This is a genomic window from Streptomyces sp. NPDC060184 (assembly GCF_042728795.1).
Classification (GTDB): domain Bacteria; phylum Actinomycetota; class Actinomycetes; order Streptomycetales; family Streptomycetaceae; genus Streptomyces.
Genome location: NZ_JBHWYX010000005.1, coordinates 78992 through 98649, shown reverse-complemented (window position 1 = coordinate 98649; position 19658 = coordinate 78992). Strand labels below are relative to the sequence as shown.

Sequence of the window (19658 nt, the reverse complement as noted above, 5' to 3'; positions counted from 1 at the left end):
CTGCCGCGCGGTGAACGCGCCATGGGCCTGCCCTCCTCGGTCGTCACGCGCCGGTGCCCTCCTTGGCGGTCCACCGGTCGAGCTGCGGCAGCCGCCCCAGCTTCCCGCTGTGCCAGGGGCCGGAAGGAGTGCTCTCCCACGCCCTGAACGGGATGCCCAGCTCCTCGCAGAGGTACTGCGCGGCGAACCGGCCGGTGGACGCGGCACGGATCAGGCCGCCCATGCCGACCCACTGGCCGGCCATGGAGAAACCGCTGAGCCCGGGCAGCCGCATCCGGTCCTTGCCGACCAGGTCGGACGCCACGTCGTCGGCGTCCGAGAACGCCTTCCACGCCAGGATCGACCCGTTGTGGTTGCCGGTGTAGCGCCGGGTCGTGGCCGGCGAGGCCACGTCCACCAGCTCGATCCGCTCGGCCACGCCCGGCCACCGCCGCGCCAGGAAGCCCCGTACGAAGTCGGCGACCTGCTGCTTCTGCGCCCGGTACGCCTTGCGGTCGCTGCGGCGCAGCGCCTGCCAGTGGGCGTAGTCGCTGAAGTAGGTGCAGTGCACCACCGACTTGCCGGGCGGGGCGAAGCCGTCGGAGTAGCGGGACCGCAACTGGACCACCAGGCTGTTCTGCAGGGCGCCCGGCAGCCGGGCGGCGTCCTCGGGCCTCAGCAGGTACGTGGTGCTGTGGGCGTCCTCCGCGGGGAGCGGGCCCCGGATGCCGACGAAGGCCGAGACCACCGCGGGGAAGAGCGTGCCCGGCTTCTCCAGCAGCTCCTCGTAGAGCCGGTCGATCCGCGGGCTGGTCCAACGGCCCTCCAGCAGCCCCTGGATCGTGGTGCGCCCGTCGCAGGCGGAGACGACGTGGTCGGCGTAGTACCGCCTGCCGTTGCGGAGTTCGACCCCGATCGCCCGGCCGTTCTCCACCAGCACCTTCTCCGTGCGGGCCCGGTAGGTGACCGTCCCGCCGAGCCCGGTGTACCGCTCCTCCAGCGACCGGGCGAGCCCGAGCGAACCTCCCTGGGGGAAGCCCGCGTTGCCGTGGTACGCGCTGGCCATGTTGAAGAGGAACGGGAGCAGCGGGAAGCCCTCGGGGTCCTGGAAGAAGATGTTCCGGAACGCCCTGCGCAGGAGCGGGTCCTCGAACCGGTCGGCGAACCGGTGCATCGGCGTCGCCGCGGTCCGCCAGAAGAGGCGGAAAGCCGGCAGCACCGTGCGCAGCGTCGCTGCCCGCTCCCGCACCGTCCGCAGCGCCGGAGCGGTCAGGAACGGATACAGCTCGATCCGGGTGAACCGCCGCAGGTCCCGGCAGAACGAGTGGATCAGCCGGGCGTCCGCCGGGGAGATGCCGGTCAGGTGCTCCTCCAGCCGGTCCGGGTCGTTCCAGAAGGTCACCGACCGGCCGCTCTCGTCCACCACCTTGTTGAACAGTTCGAAGTTGGTGATCGACTTGCCGTCCAGCGCGCCCAGTTCGCGCCACACCTGGTTCGCGTCGTTGCCCGCGGCGGTGCCGATCAGCCACTCGATGCAGTAGTCGAAGATGTAGCCGTCCCGGGACCAGGCCGTGCAGCAGCCCCCGGGCAGTACGTGCTTCTCGAAGATCCTGGTCCGCGCCCCGCTCATCTGCGCGTACGCGCCGGTGGACAGGCCCGCCACGCCCGCGCCGACGATGATGACGCGGGGTTTGCTGCCAGGGACGCGCTCCCGTCGGCTCCAGTCGGAGCCCGCCTCATCCCGCATGGCCGTCGTCTCCCGTCAGCAGGGCACGTACCAGCGCGGCGTTGCGGGGCAGGTGCTTGGGGTCGAGCATGTCGGCGTGGGTACCCGAGCCCTTCAGGACGTGTGTCCCGGTGGAGGAGCTGCCGTGCCAGGCGCCGGGGACACCGGCCGCGTAGAGGCCGGCCTTCTCCTCGTCCGTCACCACGCCCACCCGGGCGGCCACCGTCCCCGTGTTGGGCGTCCGTCCGCAGAACTCCAGGTACTCCGCGGCGTGTTCGAGGACGGTCCGGGTCACGACCTCCGAGCCCGTGTGCAGGTGGATGTGGCGGCCCAGCTCCGCCTCGAAGCTCTTGATCCCTTCCTCTCCCGGCTCGTACGCCTCCATGATGCGGCGGGAGTCGAGCACCACCACCCGGTCCACCTCGCGGCCTCTCGACTCCAGCTCCTTCGCCACCTCGAACGCGAGGTTCCCGCCGAGCGAGTAGCCGAGCAGCAGGCAGGGGCCGTCCGGTTCCACGGACTCCACCAGATCGGCGTAACGGGCCACCTTGTCGTCGCCCGGCACGTAGTTGAAGGCGACGGTGGGATGCCGGTACTGCGCGAGCTGCTCCGCGAGCCCCCGGTAGACCAGGCCGTGGCCGCCGGCCGGAGGGAAGCAGAAGACGGGCCGCCCCGGACCGGGGTTGAAGGTCAGATAGGGCAGTTCCTCGGCGGACGTGCTGTTGACACGCTCCTCCACCGCCGCGGCCATGCCGTGCAACGTGGTGACCTGGTAGAGCCTGCTGACCGGGATGCTGACGCCGAACTCGGTGCGCAGATGGTGGAGGAGCTCGATCAGCTTGATGGAACTCCCGCCGGACTCGAAGAAGTCGTCCCCGAGCCCCGCCCGCTCCAACCCGAGGAGGGCTCCCCAGTGCCGGGCCATGCTCACCTCGTACAGGGTCACCGGGGGTTCGTACGACTGCTGGCGGTCCCCGCTCACCGGCACCGGAAGCGCGGTGACGTCGACCTTTCCGTGCGCGGTCAGCGGCAGCGCGTCGAGCTCGGTGACGTGCGAGGGCACCATGTACGAGGGCAGGGCGCCCGCGAGATGGCGGCGCAGCGCCCGCCGGTCGAGCACCGCCCCCGGCTCCGCCACGCAGTACGCGCAGAGCGTGGCGTCCCCGGCGGCGTCCGGGCGGACGGCCACCACCGCCCGCGCGAGACCCGGCCAGCCCGCCAGATGCGCCTCGATCTCGCCGATCTCGATCCGGTGGCCCCGCAGCTTGACCTGGTGGTCGCCGCGCCCGAGGAGGTGCACCCTGCCCTCCGTGTCCCAGCGCGCCAGGTCCCCGGTCCGGTAGAGGCGCTCGGGCGGCGCCGCGGACTCCCGGCTCAGTCGTCGGGTGACGAAACGCGCCGCGGTCTGCTCCGGGTCGCCGGCGTACCCGAGGGCCACGCCGTCGCCCCCGATCCACAACTCGCCCGGCACACCCGGTGGCACCGGTTCCCCGTGCGCGTCGAGGACATGGAGCGTGCTGTTGGGCAGCGGGCGGCCGATCGGCACCATCAGCCCCGGCTCCAGGTCGTCGGCGGGCCCCTCGAAGAAGGCGCTGTCGATCGTGGCCTCGGTGAGACCGTAGGAGTTGATCACCCGGGTCCCGGGCCCGCAGAGCTCGCGCAGCCGGGTGTACTCCGCGACCTTCCACGCGTCCGAACCCACCACCAGCAGCCGCAGGAAGTCGAGCCGTTCGCCCTCCCGCGCGCAGTGGTCCATCAGGCCCCGCACGACGGCGGGGACGAACTCCGCGCAGTCCACCCGCTCGCTCCGCATGGTGCGGTACAGCCGGGGCGTGTCGAAGATCAGGTCCCGGTCTGCCAGCACCAGGCTGCCTCCCGAGCACAGGGCCCGCACCAGGTCGCCGGTGAACACGTCGAACGAGGGCTCCGCCATCTGGAGATGGACCCCCGACCCGTCGAGCCGGTACTCCCGGAGCCACGCGGCGTACGCCGAGGCCAGGCTCCGGTGGCTGACCCGGACCGCCTTGGGACGGCCGGTGGAACCCGAGGTGTTGATCACGTAGGCCGGGGCGTCCGGGTCCGTCTCCACCTGCGGGGCCGGTCCGTCCGACTCCGTCCCGCGCAGACCGTCCAGGGTCGTCACGGGGACGGGCAGCCCCTTCGCCCACGGGGCGCGCGCGTTCTCGACGACCAGCAGCGCGGCCTCGGCGCGGCGCAGCACGTGCGCGACCCGGTCCGCCGGCTGGTCCGGGTGGACCGGAAGGTAGGCGCCTCCCGCCTTCAGCACGGCGAGCAGCGTGACGATCAGTTCCGGCGACTTGTCCAGGCAGACCCCGACGACCGACCCGGCGCCGATCCCCAGGTCGCGCAGACGCCGCGCCCGCGCGTTCGCCCGCCGGTCCAGCGCGCCGTACGTCATCCGCGCCGTCTCCCCGGACAGGGAGGGCATCGAGACCGCGACCGCCTCGGGCCGGGTGGCGGCGACTTCCTCGATCAGCCGGTGGACCGGGCGGACACCGGCCGCCTCCGCACCGGTGCGGGCCGGCAGCGCCAGGGCGCCGCTCCACTCGCCCACCAGTCGCTCACGCTCCGGAGCGTCCAGCATCTCCAGCCGGGGCGTCGGCAGTTCCGCCGCCGCGCGGGTCATGCTCTCCAGCAACTGGACGTAGTGCCCGGCCATCCGGCGGACCGTCGCCGGCAGGAAGAGGTCGGAGTTGTACTTCAGCACGCAGTGGAAGCGCCCCTCCGCCTCGTCCTCGTACGCCGACAGGGTCAGGTCGAACTGGCCCTCCTCCTCCGGGAGCTCGATGTACTCCAGCCGGTAGCCGTACTGCTCGGTGGCCACCTTGTGGGTGAGCAGGATGAACATCGCCTGGAACACCGCGGAGCGGCTCGGGTCGTGCTGGAGCCCCAGCTCCTCGACCAGCAGCACGAACGGGTACTCCTGGTTGTCCAGGCCGTTCAGCACGGTGGAGCGGACCTGCTCCAGCAGCTCGGCGACCGTCGGCGCGCCCGAGAGGTCCGCGTGCAGCGGGAGCGGGTTGACGAAGTAGCCGTAGACCGAGGAGAACTCCTGCTGGGTGCGCCCGGTCACCGGGCTGCCGACCACGACGTGGTCCTGCCCCGAGTAGCGGTGCAGGAGGACGTAGTACGCGCTCAGCAGCACCATGAACGGGGTCACCCCGTGCGCTTGCGCCAGCGCGTGCACCCGGGCGCTGAGGTCGTCGTCCAGGACGAAGAACTCGGAGGCGCCGTTGTGCGTCTGCACGGCCGGGCGCGCCCCGTCCACCGGAAGGTCCAGCAGGGGGACCTCGGCGGGCAGGTGCGAGCGCCAGTACTCCAGCATCGCGCCGGCCTCCCGGCTCGCCAGGAAGCGGTTCTGCTGGTTGAGGAAGTCGAGGTACCGCGCGCCCACCGGCGGCAGCGCGGGCTCCCGCCCCTGCTTCAGGGACTCGTGGACGGCGAGCAGTTCCTCGATGAAGGTGAAGGTCGAGATCGCGTCCGACACGATGTGGTGGACCGCCTTCATGATGACCCAGCGGCCCGGCGCACGCTTGAAGAGGCGGAACCGCACCAGCGGATCGCGTTCGAGGTCGTACGGCTCGCGGTACTCGCGGATGATCGTTTGCCGGATCTCCTCCCACTCCTGGCCCTGGACGTCGAAGAGGGCGAGGTCGGGCTCCGCCCCGGACGTCGTCCGCTGCACCGGCTGTCCTTCCTCCAGATGGAAGTTGGTGCGCAGCGCGGGGTGCCGGGCGATGAGCCGGCGCACGGCCTCGAACATCAGGTCCGGCTCGATCTCGGCGCGCACCTCCACCGCACCGCCGATGTTGTACGCGTACCCCTCCGGGTTGAGCTGCTTGAGGAACCAGAGAGCCTTCTGGTTCTGGGTCAGCGGGTGACTGCGCTCGTCGGTGAAGACCTCCACGGCGCTCGCCGCCTCACCGTCCCCGGCGGCGTCCGCCGCCACGCGCGCCAGCAGCCCCTCGTACAACTGGTCGGCGAGCTGGCCGACCGGGGTACCGCTCAGCAGGGCGACCACCGGCAGCGCGATGCCGAGATCGGCCTGCACCCGGGCACGGAGCTCCATCGCGAGCAGCGAGTCGAGCCCCAGGCCACCGAGCCCGCCGGACGGGTCGATCTCCTCCTGCGCCGTACGCAGCACGGTGGCGGTGAGCGAGACGAACCGCTCGACCACCAGGGCGCGGCGCTCCGCCTCGCCGGCGCGCCGGAAGGTGTCGAGGAAGCCGTTGCCCTCCTCCGCCACCTGGTCACGGGCGGTCGCGGCGAGTTCGGAGACCAGCGGGGGAGGCGCGTCGTACCAGGCAAGGAACGTCGGCCAGTCGACGACCGTCGCCACCAGCAGCTGGGCCCGGTCCTGCCCGATGACCCGCTCCAGCACACTCATCCCGGCGTCCGGGGACAACGAGCTCATGCCCCGGCTGTGCAGATAGTGGTCGACCAGCCCGAGCTCCTCGATCATGCCGGTCGCCCACGGACCCCAGTCCAGACTCAGCGCGGGCAGCCCCTCGGCACGTCGCCGGTGCGCCAGCGCGTCCAGGAAGGCGTTGCCGGCCGCGTAGTTGGTCTGGCCGGCGGTCGTCAGCAGCGAGGCGATCGAGGCGAACAGCACGAAGTGGTCCAGCGGCTCGTCCCGCAGATGCCGGTCGAGCAGGTACGCGCCCATGACCTTCGGGTCGAGCACCGTGTCGAAGGTGGTCCGGTCCATCTCCGCGACGAGCGTGTCGCGCACCTGCCCGGCGAGGTGGAACACGCCGCGCACCGGGGCGCCGCCCCGGCGTCGGTACGCGTCGAGCCAGCCGGTGAGCGCGTCCTCGTCGGTCACGTCCACCTGCGCCAGGACCGGCTGCGCGCCCAGGGCCTCCAGCTCACGGAGGAGCGCGACGGCCCGGCCGGCGGCGGTGTCCGGGCCGGCCGCGGCCCACTCCCGGCGCGGCGGGACAGGGGTGCGGCCCATCAGGATCAGCCGGCGGGCGCCACGCTTCACGAGGGTGCGGCAGAGGAGCCGCCCCAGCGCCCCGAACGCGCCGGTGACCAGATAGCTCCCGTCCGCGCGCAGCCTCAGCGGCAGCGGTCTGGTCAGGCCTTCGGCGGGGCGCAGGCGGCTGGTCGCGCGGCGCTCGCCCCGCAGGCCGATCTCCTCCTCGTCGTCGGTCAGGAACTCACGCAGCAGGGCCTCGGCGTCGGCGCGGAGACCGGGCGCGCCGGGTTCGCGCGCCGGGTCCAGGTCGATCAGCTTGCCGCGGTGCCCGACCAGCTCCTGGTGGCGCAGCACCCGGGTGACGCCCCAGGCCGGAGCCGCGAGCGGCTCGACCGTCTCGTCCGGGGACACGGGCTGCGCGCCCCGGGTGACGACGTGCAGACGGCCGCCGGTGCGCCGGGCGGCGAGAATCCGGGCGAGTGCGACGAGGGAGTAGGCGCCGGTTCCGGCCGCCCGTGCCAGGCCCTTGCGCTCGCAGGCAGGGAGCTCCGGCAGGTCGAGGTTCCACAGGTGGACGACGGTGCCGCCGAAGGGCGTGCCGTCCCGGTCCAGGTCGGCGAAGAGCCGTTCCAGATGCTCGGCGGACTCCGGTGCGACGGCGAACTCGCCGTCCCGGACCGGCCGCCCCCGCGACGTGTCCGCCCGCACCACACGGCAGCGGTCGCCCCGCGCGGTCACCAGATCGGCGAAGGCGTCCCCGAGGCCGCCGCCGTCCGCGAGGACCAGCCAGTCCTGCCCGTCGGCTCCTGCCGCGGGGGAGCCGTCCGCGGGGGCCCCGGCCCACGGGCGGTCGATCCAGGCGGGTTCGGCGAGCCAGGAGTCGATGGTGCTCCGGGAGACCGCGGCCGACGCCTTCTCCACGTCGGCCGCGCGGAACCCGCGTAAAACCCCGAGGGCCGTGCCGTCCTCGGCGTACAACGCGAGGTCGCCGACGAGTTCGTCGCCGTCGCTGCGCGACACCGTGCCGTGGACCCAGAGCGGCCCGTCGCCGACGGGGGAGAGGCTCATCTCGTCGAGCGAGAGCGGCAGCCGGATGCCGGTGCCGGGCGGGGACGTCTCCGCCGCCAGGATCCGGGGCGTCAGCAGGCTCTGGAAGCAGGCGTCCAGCAGGGTGGGATGGATGTGGTGTCGGGAGGCGCCGTCGCCGGTCTCCGCCGTCGGGCCGATCCGGGCCAGCACTTCGCCGGTGCCGATCCAGACCTCCTGGATGGCTTGGAAGGCGGGGCCGTAGTGGTAGCCGAGGGTGGCCAGTCCGGCGTAGCACTCCTCGGCGCCGAGCCTGTGCGTACTCCGTCCTCGGACTGCGTCGGTGTCCAACGGCGGTCCGGCCGAGCGGCGCTGCGCGGAGCGCACCACTCCGCTCGCGTGCACGGCGCGCTCCGCGTCCGGGCCGGCGGGGACGGAAGCGATCGTGAAGTCCCCGTCCTCCAGGGACACGGAGAGCTGGACGGTCCTCGCCTCGTCCTCCGTGAGGAAGAGCGCCTTGCGCAGGTCGATGTCGGCGAGCACCACGTGGGTGCCCCCGGTGAGGGCTCGTACCGCCTGCACCGCCATCTCCAGATAGCCGGCGGCGGGGAAGACCACGGTGTCCTGGATGCGGTGGTCGGCGAGGTACGGCAGGGTCTCGGTGTCGAGCCGGGACTGCCAGGTGGGTTCGGCATGGCCGGTACGGCGCCCCAGCAGCGGGTGGTCGAGCAGGCCGAGCCTGACCCGGGCGACGGAGCCCGGCTCCGTCCAGTGGCGGTCGCGCCGCCAGGGGTAGCGGGGCAGCGGGACGGTCTCACCGGCGGGGTGGAGTACGTCCCACGCGATGGGGACGCCGAGGTTGTGCAGGGTGGCGAGGGAGAGGGCGAAGCGCTCGTTCTCGTCCTCCGCGCGGCGGACCGAGGGTACGGAGACGGCCGTCCGGCCACCGGCCTCCAGGCATTCGCGGATCGCGTGCCCGAGGACCGGGTGCGGGCCCACCTCCAGGAAGAGCCGGTAGCCGTCGTCGGCGAGCCGGTCCACGGCGGCGCGGAAACGCACCCGGTCGCGGACGTTCTTCCACCAGTACCCCGCGTCCAGCTCGGTTCCCTCGGCGACCCCGTCCAGACCGGTGAGGTAGAGGGGGACACGCGCCGGGCGGGGCGTGAGGTCGGCCAGGGATTCCAGCAGCTCGTCCTTGATCCGGTCCATCGCGGCGCTGTGGTAGGGGACTTCGACCGCCAGGAACTTCACGAAGACCTCTTCGGCCCTGAGCGACTCCGCCAGCTCGGTCAGCGCCTCCTCGCCCCCGGCGAGGGTGACGGATGCCGGGCTGTTGACGGCCGCCACCGAGATCCGTGGTCCGAAGGGCCGCAACCGCCGCTCCGCCTCGTCCTCGGGCAGACCGACGGCGAGCATGGTGCCCGCCCCGGCCAGGGTGTGCTGGAGGCGGCTGCGGTGCACGGCGACCGCGACCGCGTCCTCCAGGGAGTAGACGCCCGCCTCGTAGAAGGCCGCGATCTCCCCGGTGCTGTGCCCCACGACCGCGTCGGGGCGCACGCCGTACGAACGCCACAGGGCCGCCAGCCCGATCTGCACCGCGAAGTTGGCCGGCTGGGCCAGCCACGTCTCCGCCATCCGGGACCGGTCCTCGTCGGCCGTCATCTCGTCGAGGAGGGACCAGCCCGCGATCCTCCTGATCTCCCGGTCGCACGCGGCGACCGTGTCCCGGAACACGGGCTCGCTCGCCAGCAGTCCGCGTCCCATGCCCCACCACTGCGGTCCCATGCCGGTGAACACCTGGACCAGGCGCCGGTCCTGGGGGTCCAGCTGCTTCGACTGGACCACCCGGGGGTGCGCTTCGCCCCTGAGGTACGCGGCCAGGGCCTGGTCCAACGACTCCCGGGAGGAGTGGACCACGGAGAGCCGGGACTCCAGGTGCTGGCGCCGGTGTGCCAGGGTGTGGCCGAGGTCCGCGAGGGAGACCGCCGGGCCCCGCTCGCCCGCGAGTTCACCGCGGACGCCCTCCGCGATCCGCACGAGCGCGTCGGGATGCCGCGAGGTCAGCGGGAGGATGTTCCAGCCGCGCTCCGGTGCGGGCGGCACCGGGTGGCCGGGGGCACGCTCCGGTGCCTCCTCCAGCACGAGGTGCGCGTTGGTGCCGCCGAAGCCGAAGGAGTTCACACCGGCCCGCGCCGGTCCCTCGTGCGCGGGCCACGGGGTGACCCGGTCGGGGATCTCGTACGGCGAGGAGTCCCGGTCGATGGCGGGGTTGACACGTTCGAGATTGATGTGCGGCGGGATGGTGCGGTGCTTGAGCGAGAGGGCCGTCTTGATCAGCCCGGCGATTCCGGCGGCCGACTCGGTGTGCCCGATGTTCGCCTTCACGGAACCGACGTAGCAAGGAGCGCCCGGGGCACGCCCGATGGCGAGGGCGCGCGAGAGCGCGTTGGCCTCGATCGGGTCGCCCACGGGCGTGGAGGTGCCGTGCGCCTCCATGTACTGAAGGTCGCCCGGGGTGATGCCGGCCTCGGCGCAGACCTGCCGCACGAGGGAGACCTGGGCTTCCCCGTTGGGCACGGTTATGCCATTGGTCCGGCCGTCCTGATTGACCCCGCTGCCCAGGACCACCGCATGGATCGGGTCCCCGTCGCGCACCGCGTCCTCCAGGCGCTTCAGCGCCACCAGACCGACCCCTTCGGCGCGTACGTATCCGTCCGCCCGGGCGTCGAAGGTGCGGGAACGGCCCTCGGACGACAGGAACCCGCCCTTGGACTCCGCCACGGTGTACTGCGGCGCCATGTGCAGCAGCACCCCGCCCGCGAGCGCCAGATCGCTCTCCCCGCGCTTCAGGCTCTGGCAGGCCAGGTGCACCGCGACCAGGGAGGAGCTGCACGCGGTGTCGACGGAGAGGCTGGGGCCCCGGAAGTCGAAGGCGTGCGAGATCCGGTTGGAGACCATCGTCATCATGGTGCCGGTCGCGGTGTGGGCCGCGAGCGTCTCGAAGCTCAGGTCCGAGAACTGCAGGATCTTGTAGTCGAGCGTGAACGCGCCGACGTACACGGCGGTGTTGCTGCCCGCCAGATCCGCCGGCCGCTGGCCGCCGTCCTCAAGGGCCTCCCAGGCCACCTCCAGGAGCTTGCGCTGCTGGGGGTCCATGTGGTCGGCCTCACGACGGCTGATGCCGAAGAAGGCGGGTTCGAACTCGTCGAAGCCGTCGATGTATCCGCCCCGCCCGCCCACCAGCCGGCCGGGCTTGTCCCGGTGACCGCTCCGGTGGGTCGTGACGTCGTAGCGGTCCGGCGGCGTGGGGGTGACGCAGTCCTTGCCGTCCAACAGGTTCTGCCAGAAAGCGCGGTGGTCCGAAGCTCCGCCGGGCAAGCGGCAGCCGATGCCGATGATCGCGATTTTGCCCGTGGAAACCTCGTTGGTCGCGTCAGCCAAGTTCGCACACTCCTCATCAAGTGGTCGCGCTGCCAAGGGCGGCGCCCGAGTCAGCGGTGCGGGGCCGAAAGGCCCGTTCAGGCGATGCCGTCCCCGGGCCGCTTCGCGCGGCGCCACGGACGGAAGAGACTGCCGAGGATCTCGCCGGTCCCGGGAAACGAGGTGGGATCGCTGAGCCCGACCGCGACCGGCTCACGGCCGGGACGCCAGGTGAAACTTCCGAAGAGGTGGTCCCAGCAGGACAGGTCGGAGCCGTAGTGGCCCGCTTCGGCGAGGTCCGTGCTGTGGTGCAGGCGGTGCTGTTCGGGGCTCGCCAGGACGTGGTTGAGCCGGCCGATCCGTACGTCGATGTTGGCGTGGACGAAGTAGCCCTGTGCGGCGACGAAGAGTCCCGATGCGAGCACGGAGCGCTGGGAGAATCCGGCGAGCGCCAGGGTGAGTTGCACGACGCCCTGGGCAAGGACGATGTCGAGGACGTGGTTGACGCCGTTGTTGGCGACGTTGACCTTCTGCGGGACGTGGTGGACCCCGTGCAGCCGCCACAGAACCGGGTTGGTGTGCCCCAGCCGGTGGACCAGATAGCCGGCGAGCGAACCGCTCAGCAGCGCGGCCGGTATCTCGGCCCCCAGGGGCAGCGTCGGGTCGGCCGGCGAGATTTTTCCCACCGCCGTCGTGACCGCGAACTGAGCCAGCGCGCTCCCTGCCATGGTCAGCAGGAAATAGACGCCGTACCAACGCCATTCCGCGCCGTCGGGGTGCCAGTCGCGCCGGTGCGGAATCAGTCTTTCGAGGACGGTGAGATAGATCAGGGTGCCGACGAGGAAAAGAGGACTCACTCGTTCGGGATTCCAGTCCAGCACCAGTGACGCCGTCACCACCAGCAGGGTGGCCGTCAGCAGTGCGGGATAGGCGAGGGAGCGGAGAATGCGCCGTCCGAGCGGAAGAGCGGTGGACTGCGGCGGGGTCGCTGTGGGGCGGACGGTGTCATCGGTGGTTCGTTCGTTCTCGTGCACCTGAATTCCTCCGTAGGAATGCGGAATCAGCCTCGGGGCCTGCGCCATTGCAGGTGGATGGGGCCGTCGAATGCATGCGGAGTCTCAGGGGGCGTACGAGTGGGTGCGCTGTGGTCTGTGGTGGCGCCCGTGCGAAGTCGGCGACATGGGCGGCGGAAAGGAATTCCCGCGGATTCGGAGACCGGTGTGGTCGCCTCTCCTTTTTCGCCCTGTGCAAGCTCGGTTGATTCTTTTCCGCTTCCTGCGGATTCAATCCTCGACCGACGATGAATTGAGCTGGTCCCCCGGAGTGCCGTAGTCGGCCTCACGGTCATTGAACAGGGAGTCCGGTCGGTGTGGAATAGGGTTCCGGTTACTGTCGCCGATGTGAGTGACTTAGTCATGTTGGCGTTCTTATGCAGTATTCGGAACATCATTTTTATGGGTGGTCCGGGAATGGGGGTGCGCCGCAGCGAGACCGCCGTCGGCGCCGGGAAGGACGCTGCCCGCGGTCGTGGGGAAAGCCGCTGCCCGCGGTCGTGGGGCGCGCGGGGAGGAACCGGGGGCGCCACCGGGTCTCCCGTGCACCGCCGTCACCCGTGCGGGCCGCCCGGGAGGCTTCCGGCGTGCGGCTGCCCCAGACTCGGAGGCACCGATGATCTTCAGTCCCCTGTCCGGGTGACGGGCCGCGGAAGGTGAGGCGCCGAGAGCCCTCGGAAAGGGGCGGACGCATGGCCGGATCCAGGAAACAGCCGGGAGGGCGGCCCCGGCGCGACACCCAGGCCGTGGACCGCATGATGCGCACGGTCGTCCGCCGCCGCAAGAAGTCGTTCCGGCCCGAGGACGTCACCGTCACCGACCCGCCGAAGGTGCGCCGGGCGGTCACGGCCGCCGCACTCGGCAACACCATGGAGTGGTTCGACTTCGGTGTCTACGCCTATCTGGCCGGAACGCTGGGCAAGGTGTTCTTCCCGTCCAGCTCGCCCGGAGCCCAGGTGGTGTCGACCTTCGCCACCTTCGCCGCGGCGTTCCTGGTACGACCGCTCGGCGGGCTGGTCTTCGGTCCGCTCGGGGACCGGGTGGGACGGCAGAAGGTCCTCGCGCTCACCATGATCATGATGGCGGCGAGCACCTTCGCCGTCGGTTTCCTCCCCACCTACGCGGCGGTCGGCTTCGCGGCCCCCCTGCTGCTCCTGGTGTGCCGGCTCGTGCAGGGCTTCTCCACAGGTGGGGAGTACGCCGGAGCGACCACGTACATCGCCGAATACGCCCCCGACAAACGGCGCGGCTTCCTCGGCAGCTGGCTGGACTTCGGCACCTTCGTCGGATACTCGCTCGGCTCCGGCCTGGTCACCGTGCTCACCGCCGTCCTCGGTACCGACGGGCTCACGGACTGGGGCTGGCGCATCCCCTTCTACGTCGCCGGTCCCCTGGGACTGATCGGCCTCTACATGCGCATGAAGCTGGAGGAGACCCCCGTCTTCCAGCGGCAGGAGGAGGAACAGGCCGAGCTCCTGGCGGAGGCCGACCCGGTGGAAGAGGCCAGGCAGTCGGGCAAGGGCAGGCTCAAGGAGATCTTCACCGAGCACTGGGAGGCCGTGCTGATCTGCATGGGCCTGGTGCTCCTCTACAACGTCACCAACTACATGGTCACGTCCTACCTCCCGACCTACATGTCCGAGACCCTCGGCGAACCCGAGACCACCTCGCAACTGCTCGTCCTCGGCACCATGCTGCTGGTCGTCCTGACCATCACCACCGTGGGCCGCAGCTCCGACCGGTGGGGCCGCCGTCCGGTGTTCATGGCGGGAAGCGTGGCGCTGGTGGCGCTCTCCATCCCGGCGTTCCTGCTGATCCGGCAGGGCGGAATCCTGCTCCCGGCCTTCGGCTGCGTGATCCTCGGCCTGCTGCTCGTCTGCTTCGCCGGAACCTCGGCCTCCACCCTTCCGGCGCTCTTCCCCACCCGCATCCGGTACGGCGCGCTCTCGATCGCCTTCAACATCTCCGTTTCGCTCTTCGGCGGAACCACCCCGCTGTTCGCCGCCGGGCTCGTGGAGGCCACCGGCAACGACATGGTGCCCGCCTACTACCTGATGGTGGCGGGCGTCATCGGGCTGATCTCCACCTTCTTCCTGCACGAGACGGCCGGTCGCCCGCTGCGTGGCTCGGGGCCCATGGTCGAGACACGCCAGCAGGCGCACCGGCTGGTCTCGGCCAGCCGCACCACCGCGGGGCGGCAGGCGCGCGACGTCTGGTTCCGGCTGCGCCACGGGCGGAAACGGGGCTGACGAGCGGGAGCGGGCGGTCCCCGGCGCCCGCGCGGCCGGGGACGTGGCCTTTCATGCGTGGCGGACGAGCGCGTAGGCAGCGGTCCCCCTCAGGCGCGGCGGACGAGCCGCAGATAGCGGTCCCAGTCCCAGAGCGGACCGGGGTCGGTGTGGTCCGTCCCCGGCACCTGGTAGTGACCGATGATGTGCGTACGGTCCCTGGGAATGCCGTGGCGGTCGCAGATGTCCGCGGTGAGCAGCGCCGACCGCTCGTACATGGCGGCGGTGAAGTACTCCGGCCGGTCCACCCAGCCTTCGTGCTCGATGCCGACGGAACGGACGTTCTCGTCCCAGTTGCCCGCGTGCCAGGCGATGTCCCGCTCGGGGACGCACTGGGCGGTGTAACCGTCGCCGGACCGCACGACGTAGTGGACCGACACCTTCTTCGCCGGGTCCTGGAAGATGCCGAGCGTCTGCGTGAACGTCTGCTGGGTGACGTGGACGACCACCCGGTCGACCCGCCGGGGCGAGGTGCCCGCGGGCACGGTGTAGTTGGCGGCCGAGGCGGGTGCCCAGCGGGCCAGCGCGCTGTCCGTCCCCGCCGAGGGCGCGTCCACCCCGCGCACCGGGGCCGGCAGGAGCAGGCCCGCCGCTGTGCCGGCCGCCGCCTGGAGAATCCTTCTGCGGTGCATCGGTGCTCTCCAGGTGACGGGTACGGATCACGGGCGGCGCGCACCGGGACCGCCTTCGGCGGGTGCGCCCCGACACGAACGACGAGGTGAACGGCCGTTCGGTTCCCCGCGAGGCCGCCCGCCGCCCACCGGCGGCCGGGTCTCCCGCACGGGCCCGTACGGGGGACAGCACCACCGTGGAAGCAGGGGGAAGACCCCCTGCTCATCGGGATGGTGGCGTCATGGCTGCCGGATGTCCCGGCTCATTACGTTTCTTCGGGTAGGCGCACCCGTCCAGAGAGCTGGAGATGCCATGCCCCAGGCGACCACCGCCACCACCGACCCGTCCGGAGCGCGGAGCGCGACCGCCGCCCCGCCCTCCCCGGACACGGACGGCGACCGGCCCGCCGCGCAGGCCGTGCCCGCCCGCCGGGGTCCCACCGAAGGCGCCCCCGGCGGCAGCGACTTCGCGCCGCTCCTGAAGGCCGTCAAGGGACAGGGGCTGCTGGACCGCCGCACCGGCTGGTACGCGGCGGGCATCGCCGGTAACGCGCTCGGTCTGGCCGCGGTCGCCACCGGCATCGAACTCCTCGGCGACACCTGGTGGACGCTGCTCCTCGCGGTGCCGCTGGCCGTCCTGTGGACCCGTACCGCCTTCCTCGGACACGACGCGGGGCACGCCCAGATCACCGGGAACCGCAGGGCGAGCCGGATCATCGGCCTCGTCCACGGGAACCTGCTCCTCGGCATGAACGAGGCGTGGTGGAACGACAAGCACGTCCGGCACCACGCCAACCCCAACCACATCGACAAGGACCCCGACGTCGGTGTGGGTGCCCTGGTCTGGACCCAGAAGCAGGCGGCCCGGCGGGAAGGCTTCGCCCGGTGGCTCACCCGCCACCAGGCACGCCTCTTCTTCCCCCTGCTGCTGCTGGAGGGCATCGCGCTGAAGGTCTCCGGCTTCCAGTTCCTGCGCCGGCAGCCCGGCCGCGATGCTGTGGTGTCCGGGCTGCTCATGGCCGCCCACCTCGCGCTCTGGGCGACGCTGTTCCTCACCGCCATGCCGGTCGGAAAAGCGGTCGTCTTCGCGCTGGTGCTCCACGCGCTCTTCGGGCTGCACCTGGGGATGGCCTTCGCCCCGAACCACAAGGGCATGGAGATGCCCGATCCGGACGGCGACCGCTGGGGCCACCTGCAGCGCCAGGTCCTCACCTCGCGCAACGTGCGGGGCGCCGTCCTCACCGACTGGTTCCTCGGCGGGCTGAACTACCAGATAGAGCACCATCTCTTCCCGAGCATGCCGCGCCCCCACCTGCGCCTCGCCCAGCCGCTGGTCAGGGAGTACTGCCGCCGGATCGGGATGCCGTACACGGAGACGGGGCTCGTGGAGTCCTACCGGCAGGGCCTGTCCCACATGCACGAGGTGGGCGCCCCGCTGCGGTAGGCCGTGTGTCGAAAGTGGCGTCGGCCGCCCGGAGGGCGGGTCCGGCGGCGTCCGGTGCGTGCGATCGCAAGGCGGAGGGTCGCCCCGATACTGGATGTATCGGGGTGATCCCGACAACGCGGCGAGCGTGCGTGCCGGGCGTCGCCGGACAGGCGGGACTTTCGACACACGGCCTAGGCCCGGCGGCGGGAACCGTACGCGTCGTGACGGCGTTGTCATGGATGAAGCGGCTGCGTGCCGCGGAGGAGGCACCATCATGTCGAACGGTGCGAAGATCGCCATCGGGGGAGTTGTCGTGGCAGCCGTCCTGATCCCGTTCATCGGGTTCTGGTGGGCTCTCGTGGTGCTGATCGGGGTGCCCGCCGCGGGCTATCTGCTGCTCGATCCCTCGCAGCGGCGCAGGATCCGACGGATACGACGCAAGGAGATGGGACGCTGAACGGCACAGTCGTGGCGGTGAGCCGCAGCGGTGAGTACACCTTCACCAAACCGGTCCGGCAGAGCATCACGCTCCTCGCCGGACACGGCGTCGAAGGCGACGTCCACGCGGGCGTCACCGTCAAGCACCGCAGCAGGGTCGCCCAGGACCCCACCCAGCCCAACCTCCGCCAGGTCCACCTGATCCAGCAGGAGCTCTTCGACGAACTGCGCGCCGACGGTTTCGACCTGGCCCCCGGAGACCTCGGGGAGAACGTCACCACGCGCGGCCTGGACCTGCTCGCCCTGCCGGTGGGCACCCTGCTCCACCTGGGGGACCAGGCCGTCGTCGAGGTCACCGGCCTGCGCAATCCGTGCCTCCAGATCGACGCCTTCCGGAGCGGACTGCTCAAGCGCGTCGTCGGGCGCGACGAAGCGGGACGCGTGGTCCGCAGGGCCGGAATCATGGGAGTGGTGGTGGACGGCGGGCCCGTGGGCGCCGGAGACACGGTCCGGGCCGAGCTCCCCGTCGGGCCGCACAAGGCCCTCGACCGCGTCTGACCCCGGGGCCCCGCGTCCCGGGGCCCCGCGCTGAGGGGCGTACCGGGTTCGCGGAGGGGGTCTCACGCGGGCCGGGTGGCCAGCGCGTCGAGTGCGGCCAGGAGCCCGAGCAGCTGCGTACCGCGTCGCACGTGCAGGACCTCGCCCGGCTCGTCGTCCAGCAGGACGAAGGCCATGTCGTCGGTCCGGGCCACCAGGGACCAGCCGGGCCCGTCGACCCGCAGCGTCCGGACGTCGGCGGAGGCGAAGGAGGACCTGACGCGTCCCGGCGGCGGAGGCGAGTCCAGATAGTCGCGCGCCTCCTCCAGCGCCCTGCGCACGCCGGGGTGCCCCTTCTTTCCCGGACTCTCCTCCCGGGCCGCGCCCTCTCCGGGGCCGGGGGCCGCGCCGTCGACCTGTTCGCGCCACGACGCCCATCGCGCGGCGATCTGGTCCGCCCCCATCCGCCGCTGCTCCGGTCCCCAGTCGCTCTCCGAAGGAGGCGTCAGGAGGAGCGCTCCGTCGTCCGCGGCGGGCTCCGGGTCGTGGGGTGCGGGCACCCCGGGCGCGGCGACCGCGAGGGCGAGGGGCCAGCCCGGCAGTGCGCAGACGACCGTGCGGTCGTCGGGCGAGAGCTCGTACGCGATGCCGCAGTCCCAGGCGGCTATGGCACCGGCGACCGTGGTGGCGTCCTCGGTCACCACGGTCCAGCGGGCACCCGCGCCGTCCTGCCCGAGCACGAGGCCGTAACCCTCCTCGTAGGGTTCGAGGGAGAGCGAGCGGCACGCGGCGGGGTAGTCGTCGCCCAGCACGGTGGGGAAGTTCGCGGGGGTCAGCAGGAGCGCGGTCAGCACGTACAGCGTGTCGTCGTCGGGTGTGATCGTGTCGTCCGTCCCGGCCACGGTGTCCTCCTCTTTGCTCGACACCCGTTCGTGGGATGCGTCGGCGCACCCTAACCACCCGGTAACCCCGCCGTCGAGGCCTCGCGCCGCAGGCGATCGCGGTCTTCGGAGCCGGCGCCCCTTCCACGAGCCGGGGCCGGGCGTTTTCCCTCACCCCTACAGTGGAGCTCCGGACCGACGGAGGGGACGCGGGCATGAAGAGGTTCGACCGGCTGAGGGAGATCCGGAGTCTCGACCCCGAACGGGACTTCCTCCGGATCTACCGCCTGTCCGTCACACTCGAATTCCCCTGGGACGTCACCCGCGCCCTCGAACTCGCCCTGTACCGCACCTACGCCGTGCCCAGCATCGGCCGGCTGCTGGCGACGACGGCGGAACTGACGGACCGTTCCCAGAAGCGCTACGACGACACGGCGCTCCTGCTCGACGCCGTCGTGGAGCACGGCTTCGACTCCGCGGAAGGCCGTACGGCCCTCCGGCGGATCAACGCGATGCACCGCAGCTACGACATCGGCAACGACGACATGCGCTACGTGCTCTGCACCTTCGTCGTGGTCCCCAAGCGCTGGCTGGACGCGTACGGCTGGCGCGCGCTGTCCGCCCACGAACGCCAGGCCTACGCGGTCTACTACCGCACGCTCGGCGCCCATATGGGGATCAAGGACCTGCCTCGCACCTTCGAGGAGTTCGAGGAGACCCTCGACGCGTACGAGAGGGCCCACTTCGGGTGGGACGAGGGGGCGAGGAAGGTCTCCGACGCCACGCTGGGCCTGATGGCCTCGTGGTACCCGGCGCCGCTGGCACCGCTGGTGCGCGGGGCGAGTCTCGCGCTCCTCGACGACGCGCTGACCGACGCCTTCCGCTACCGGCGTCCGAGCGCCCTCGCACGCGGTCTGACCAGAGGCGCGCTGCGCCTGCGGGCGCGGGCGGTCCGGCTCCTTCCGCCGCGGTCCGCGCCGCGCTTCGCCCGCCAGAACCCGGAGATCAAGGGCTATCCGGACGGGTACGAGGTAGCCGCGCTCGGCACCTTCCCCACACCGGGGGTCCGGGGGTGCCCGGTGCCGCACGGCCGCGCGTCGGACGGCGCCGTGGCCGATTGACGCCGCGTGCGGAGCGGCGTCCGCGTACGCGTCTGTGCTCACCGTTCCTGTGGACGTGTGGACACGCGGACTGTGGTCATGTGGACATGCGGGTATCGGAACCTCTGGGTACGGGGACATCCGGGCGTGACAGCGGGTCGGTGGCCGGAACGGGGCTGTGGGAGGAGTGAGTTCGCGGCGGGCCGGGAAGACTTCCCCGAGCCGCGTGAAG

General features: G+C 71.7%; 10 protein-coding genes. 5 read left to right on the top strand and 5 right to left on the bottom strand.

Annotation, left to right across the window (positions count from 1 at the left end):
- Positions 1-43 precede the first annotated feature (43 nt).
- From ACFWEE_RS05490 to ACFWEE_RS05480, 3 genes are all read right to left on the bottom strand, one after another.
- Entirely contained in the window at positions 44-1726 is a 1683-nt protein-coding gene (locus ACFWEE_RS05490) for a phytoene desaturase family protein (RefSeq protein ID WP_386886587.1), read from the bottom strand.
- A complete protein-coding gene (locus tag ACFWEE_RS05485) occupies positions 1716-11114 on the bottom strand; it encodes an amino acid adenylation domain-containing protein (protein ID WP_386886586.1) in 9399 nt (3132 codons plus the stop codon). Before ACFWEE_RS05485 ends, ACFWEE_RS05490 begins: the two co-directional genes overlap by 11 nt.
- A 77-nt stretch (positions 11115-11191) precedes the next feature.
- Complete coding sequence (locus ACFWEE_RS05480) at positions 11192-12040, bottom strand: sterol desaturase family protein (protein ID WP_386886783.1); 849 nt, start codon at positions 12038-12040, stop codon at positions 11192-11194.
- Positions 12041-12900: 860 nt separating this feature from the next.
- Between ACFWEE_RS05480 and proP the strand changes: the two genes are divergently transcribed.
- A complete protein-coding gene (gene proP / locus ACFWEE_RS05475) occupies positions 12901-14394 on the top strand; it encodes a glycine betaine/L-proline transporter ProP (protein ID WP_386886781.1) in 1494 nt (497 codons plus the stop codon).
- 89 nt (positions 14395-14483) lie between these two features.
- Here the strand turns inward: proP and ACFWEE_RS05470 are convergent, their stop codons facing one another.
- Positions 14484-15065 carry an N-acetylmuramoyl-L-alanine amidase gene (locus ACFWEE_RS05470; protein ID WP_386886585.1) on the bottom strand — a complete coding sequence of 194 codons (582 nt, stop codon included), beginning with the start codon at positions 15063-15065 and terminating at the stop codon, positions 14484-14486.
- Positions 15066-15357: 292 nt separating this feature from the next.
- Here ACFWEE_RS05470 and ACFWEE_RS05465 point away from each other — a divergent pair, with 292 nt between their 5' ends.
- The 3 genes from ACFWEE_RS05465 (at position 15358) to ACFWEE_RS05455 (ending at position 17466) form a co-directional block, all read left to right on the top strand.
- Positions 15358-16488 carry an acyl-CoA desaturase gene (locus ACFWEE_RS05465; protein ID WP_386886583.1) on the top strand — a complete coding sequence of 377 codons (1131 nt, stop codon included), beginning with the start codon at positions 15358-15360 and terminating at the stop codon, positions 16486-16488.
- A 256-nt stretch (positions 16489-16744) separates the two neighbouring features.
- The gene (locus ACFWEE_RS05460) at positions 16745-16927 is read left to right on the top strand and encodes a hypothetical protein (RefSeq protein ID WP_386886581.1); all 183 of its coding nucleotides are present in this window, start codon (positions 16745-16747) and stop codon (positions 16925-16927) included.
- Positions 16924-17466 (top strand): MOSC domain-containing protein, encoded by a 543-nt coding sequence (locus ACFWEE_RS05455; protein WP_386886780.1) that lies wholly within the window; start codon positions 16924-16926, stop codon positions 17464-17466. The genes ACFWEE_RS05460 and ACFWEE_RS05455 overlap by 4 nt, the downstream gene beginning before the upstream one ends.
- Before the next feature lie 62 nt (positions 17467-17528).
- Here the strand turns inward: ACFWEE_RS05455 and ACFWEE_RS05450 are convergent, their stop codons facing one another.
- Positions 17529-18347: a hypothetical protein gene (locus tag ACFWEE_RS05450; RefSeq protein WP_386886579.1), complete on the bottom strand. Its 819-nt coding sequence runs from the start codon at positions 18345-18347 to the stop codon at positions 17529-17531.
- Between the two features lie 194 nt (positions 18348-18541).
- Between ACFWEE_RS05450 and ACFWEE_RS05445 the strand changes: the two genes are divergently transcribed.
- Positions 18542-19447 carry an oxygenase MpaB family protein gene (locus ACFWEE_RS05445; protein ID WP_386886577.1) on the top strand — a complete coding sequence of 302 codons (906 nt, stop codon included), beginning with the start codon at positions 18542-18544 and terminating at the stop codon, positions 19445-19447.
- The last annotated feature ends 211 nt before the right edge of the window (positions 19448-19658 follow it).

Coding starts and splice junctions, on each gene's coding strand:
- ACFWEE_RS05490 (WP_386886587.1), bottom strand. CDS start 1,726: ATGCGGGATGAGGCGGGCTCCGACTGGAGCCGACGGGAGCGCGTCCCT.
- ACFWEE_RS05460 (WP_386886581.1), top strand. CDS start 16,745: ATGTCGAACGGTGCGAAGATCGCCATCGGGGGAGTTGTCGTGGCAGCC.
- proP (WP_386886781.1), top strand. CDS start 12,901: ATGATGCGCACGGTCGTCCGCCGCCGCAAGAAGTCGTTCCGGCCCGAG.
- ACFWEE_RS05465 (WP_386886583.1), top strand. CDS start 15,358: ATGCCCCAGGCGACCACCGCCACCACCGACCCGTCCGGAGCGCGGAGC.
- ACFWEE_RS05470 (WP_386886585.1), bottom strand. CDS start 15,065: ATGCACCGCAGAAGGATTCTCCAGGCGGCGGCCGGCACAGCGGCGGGC.
- ACFWEE_RS05445 (WP_386886577.1), top strand. CDS start 18,542: ATGAAGAGGTTCGACCGGCTGAGGGAGATCCGGAGTCTCGACCCCGAA.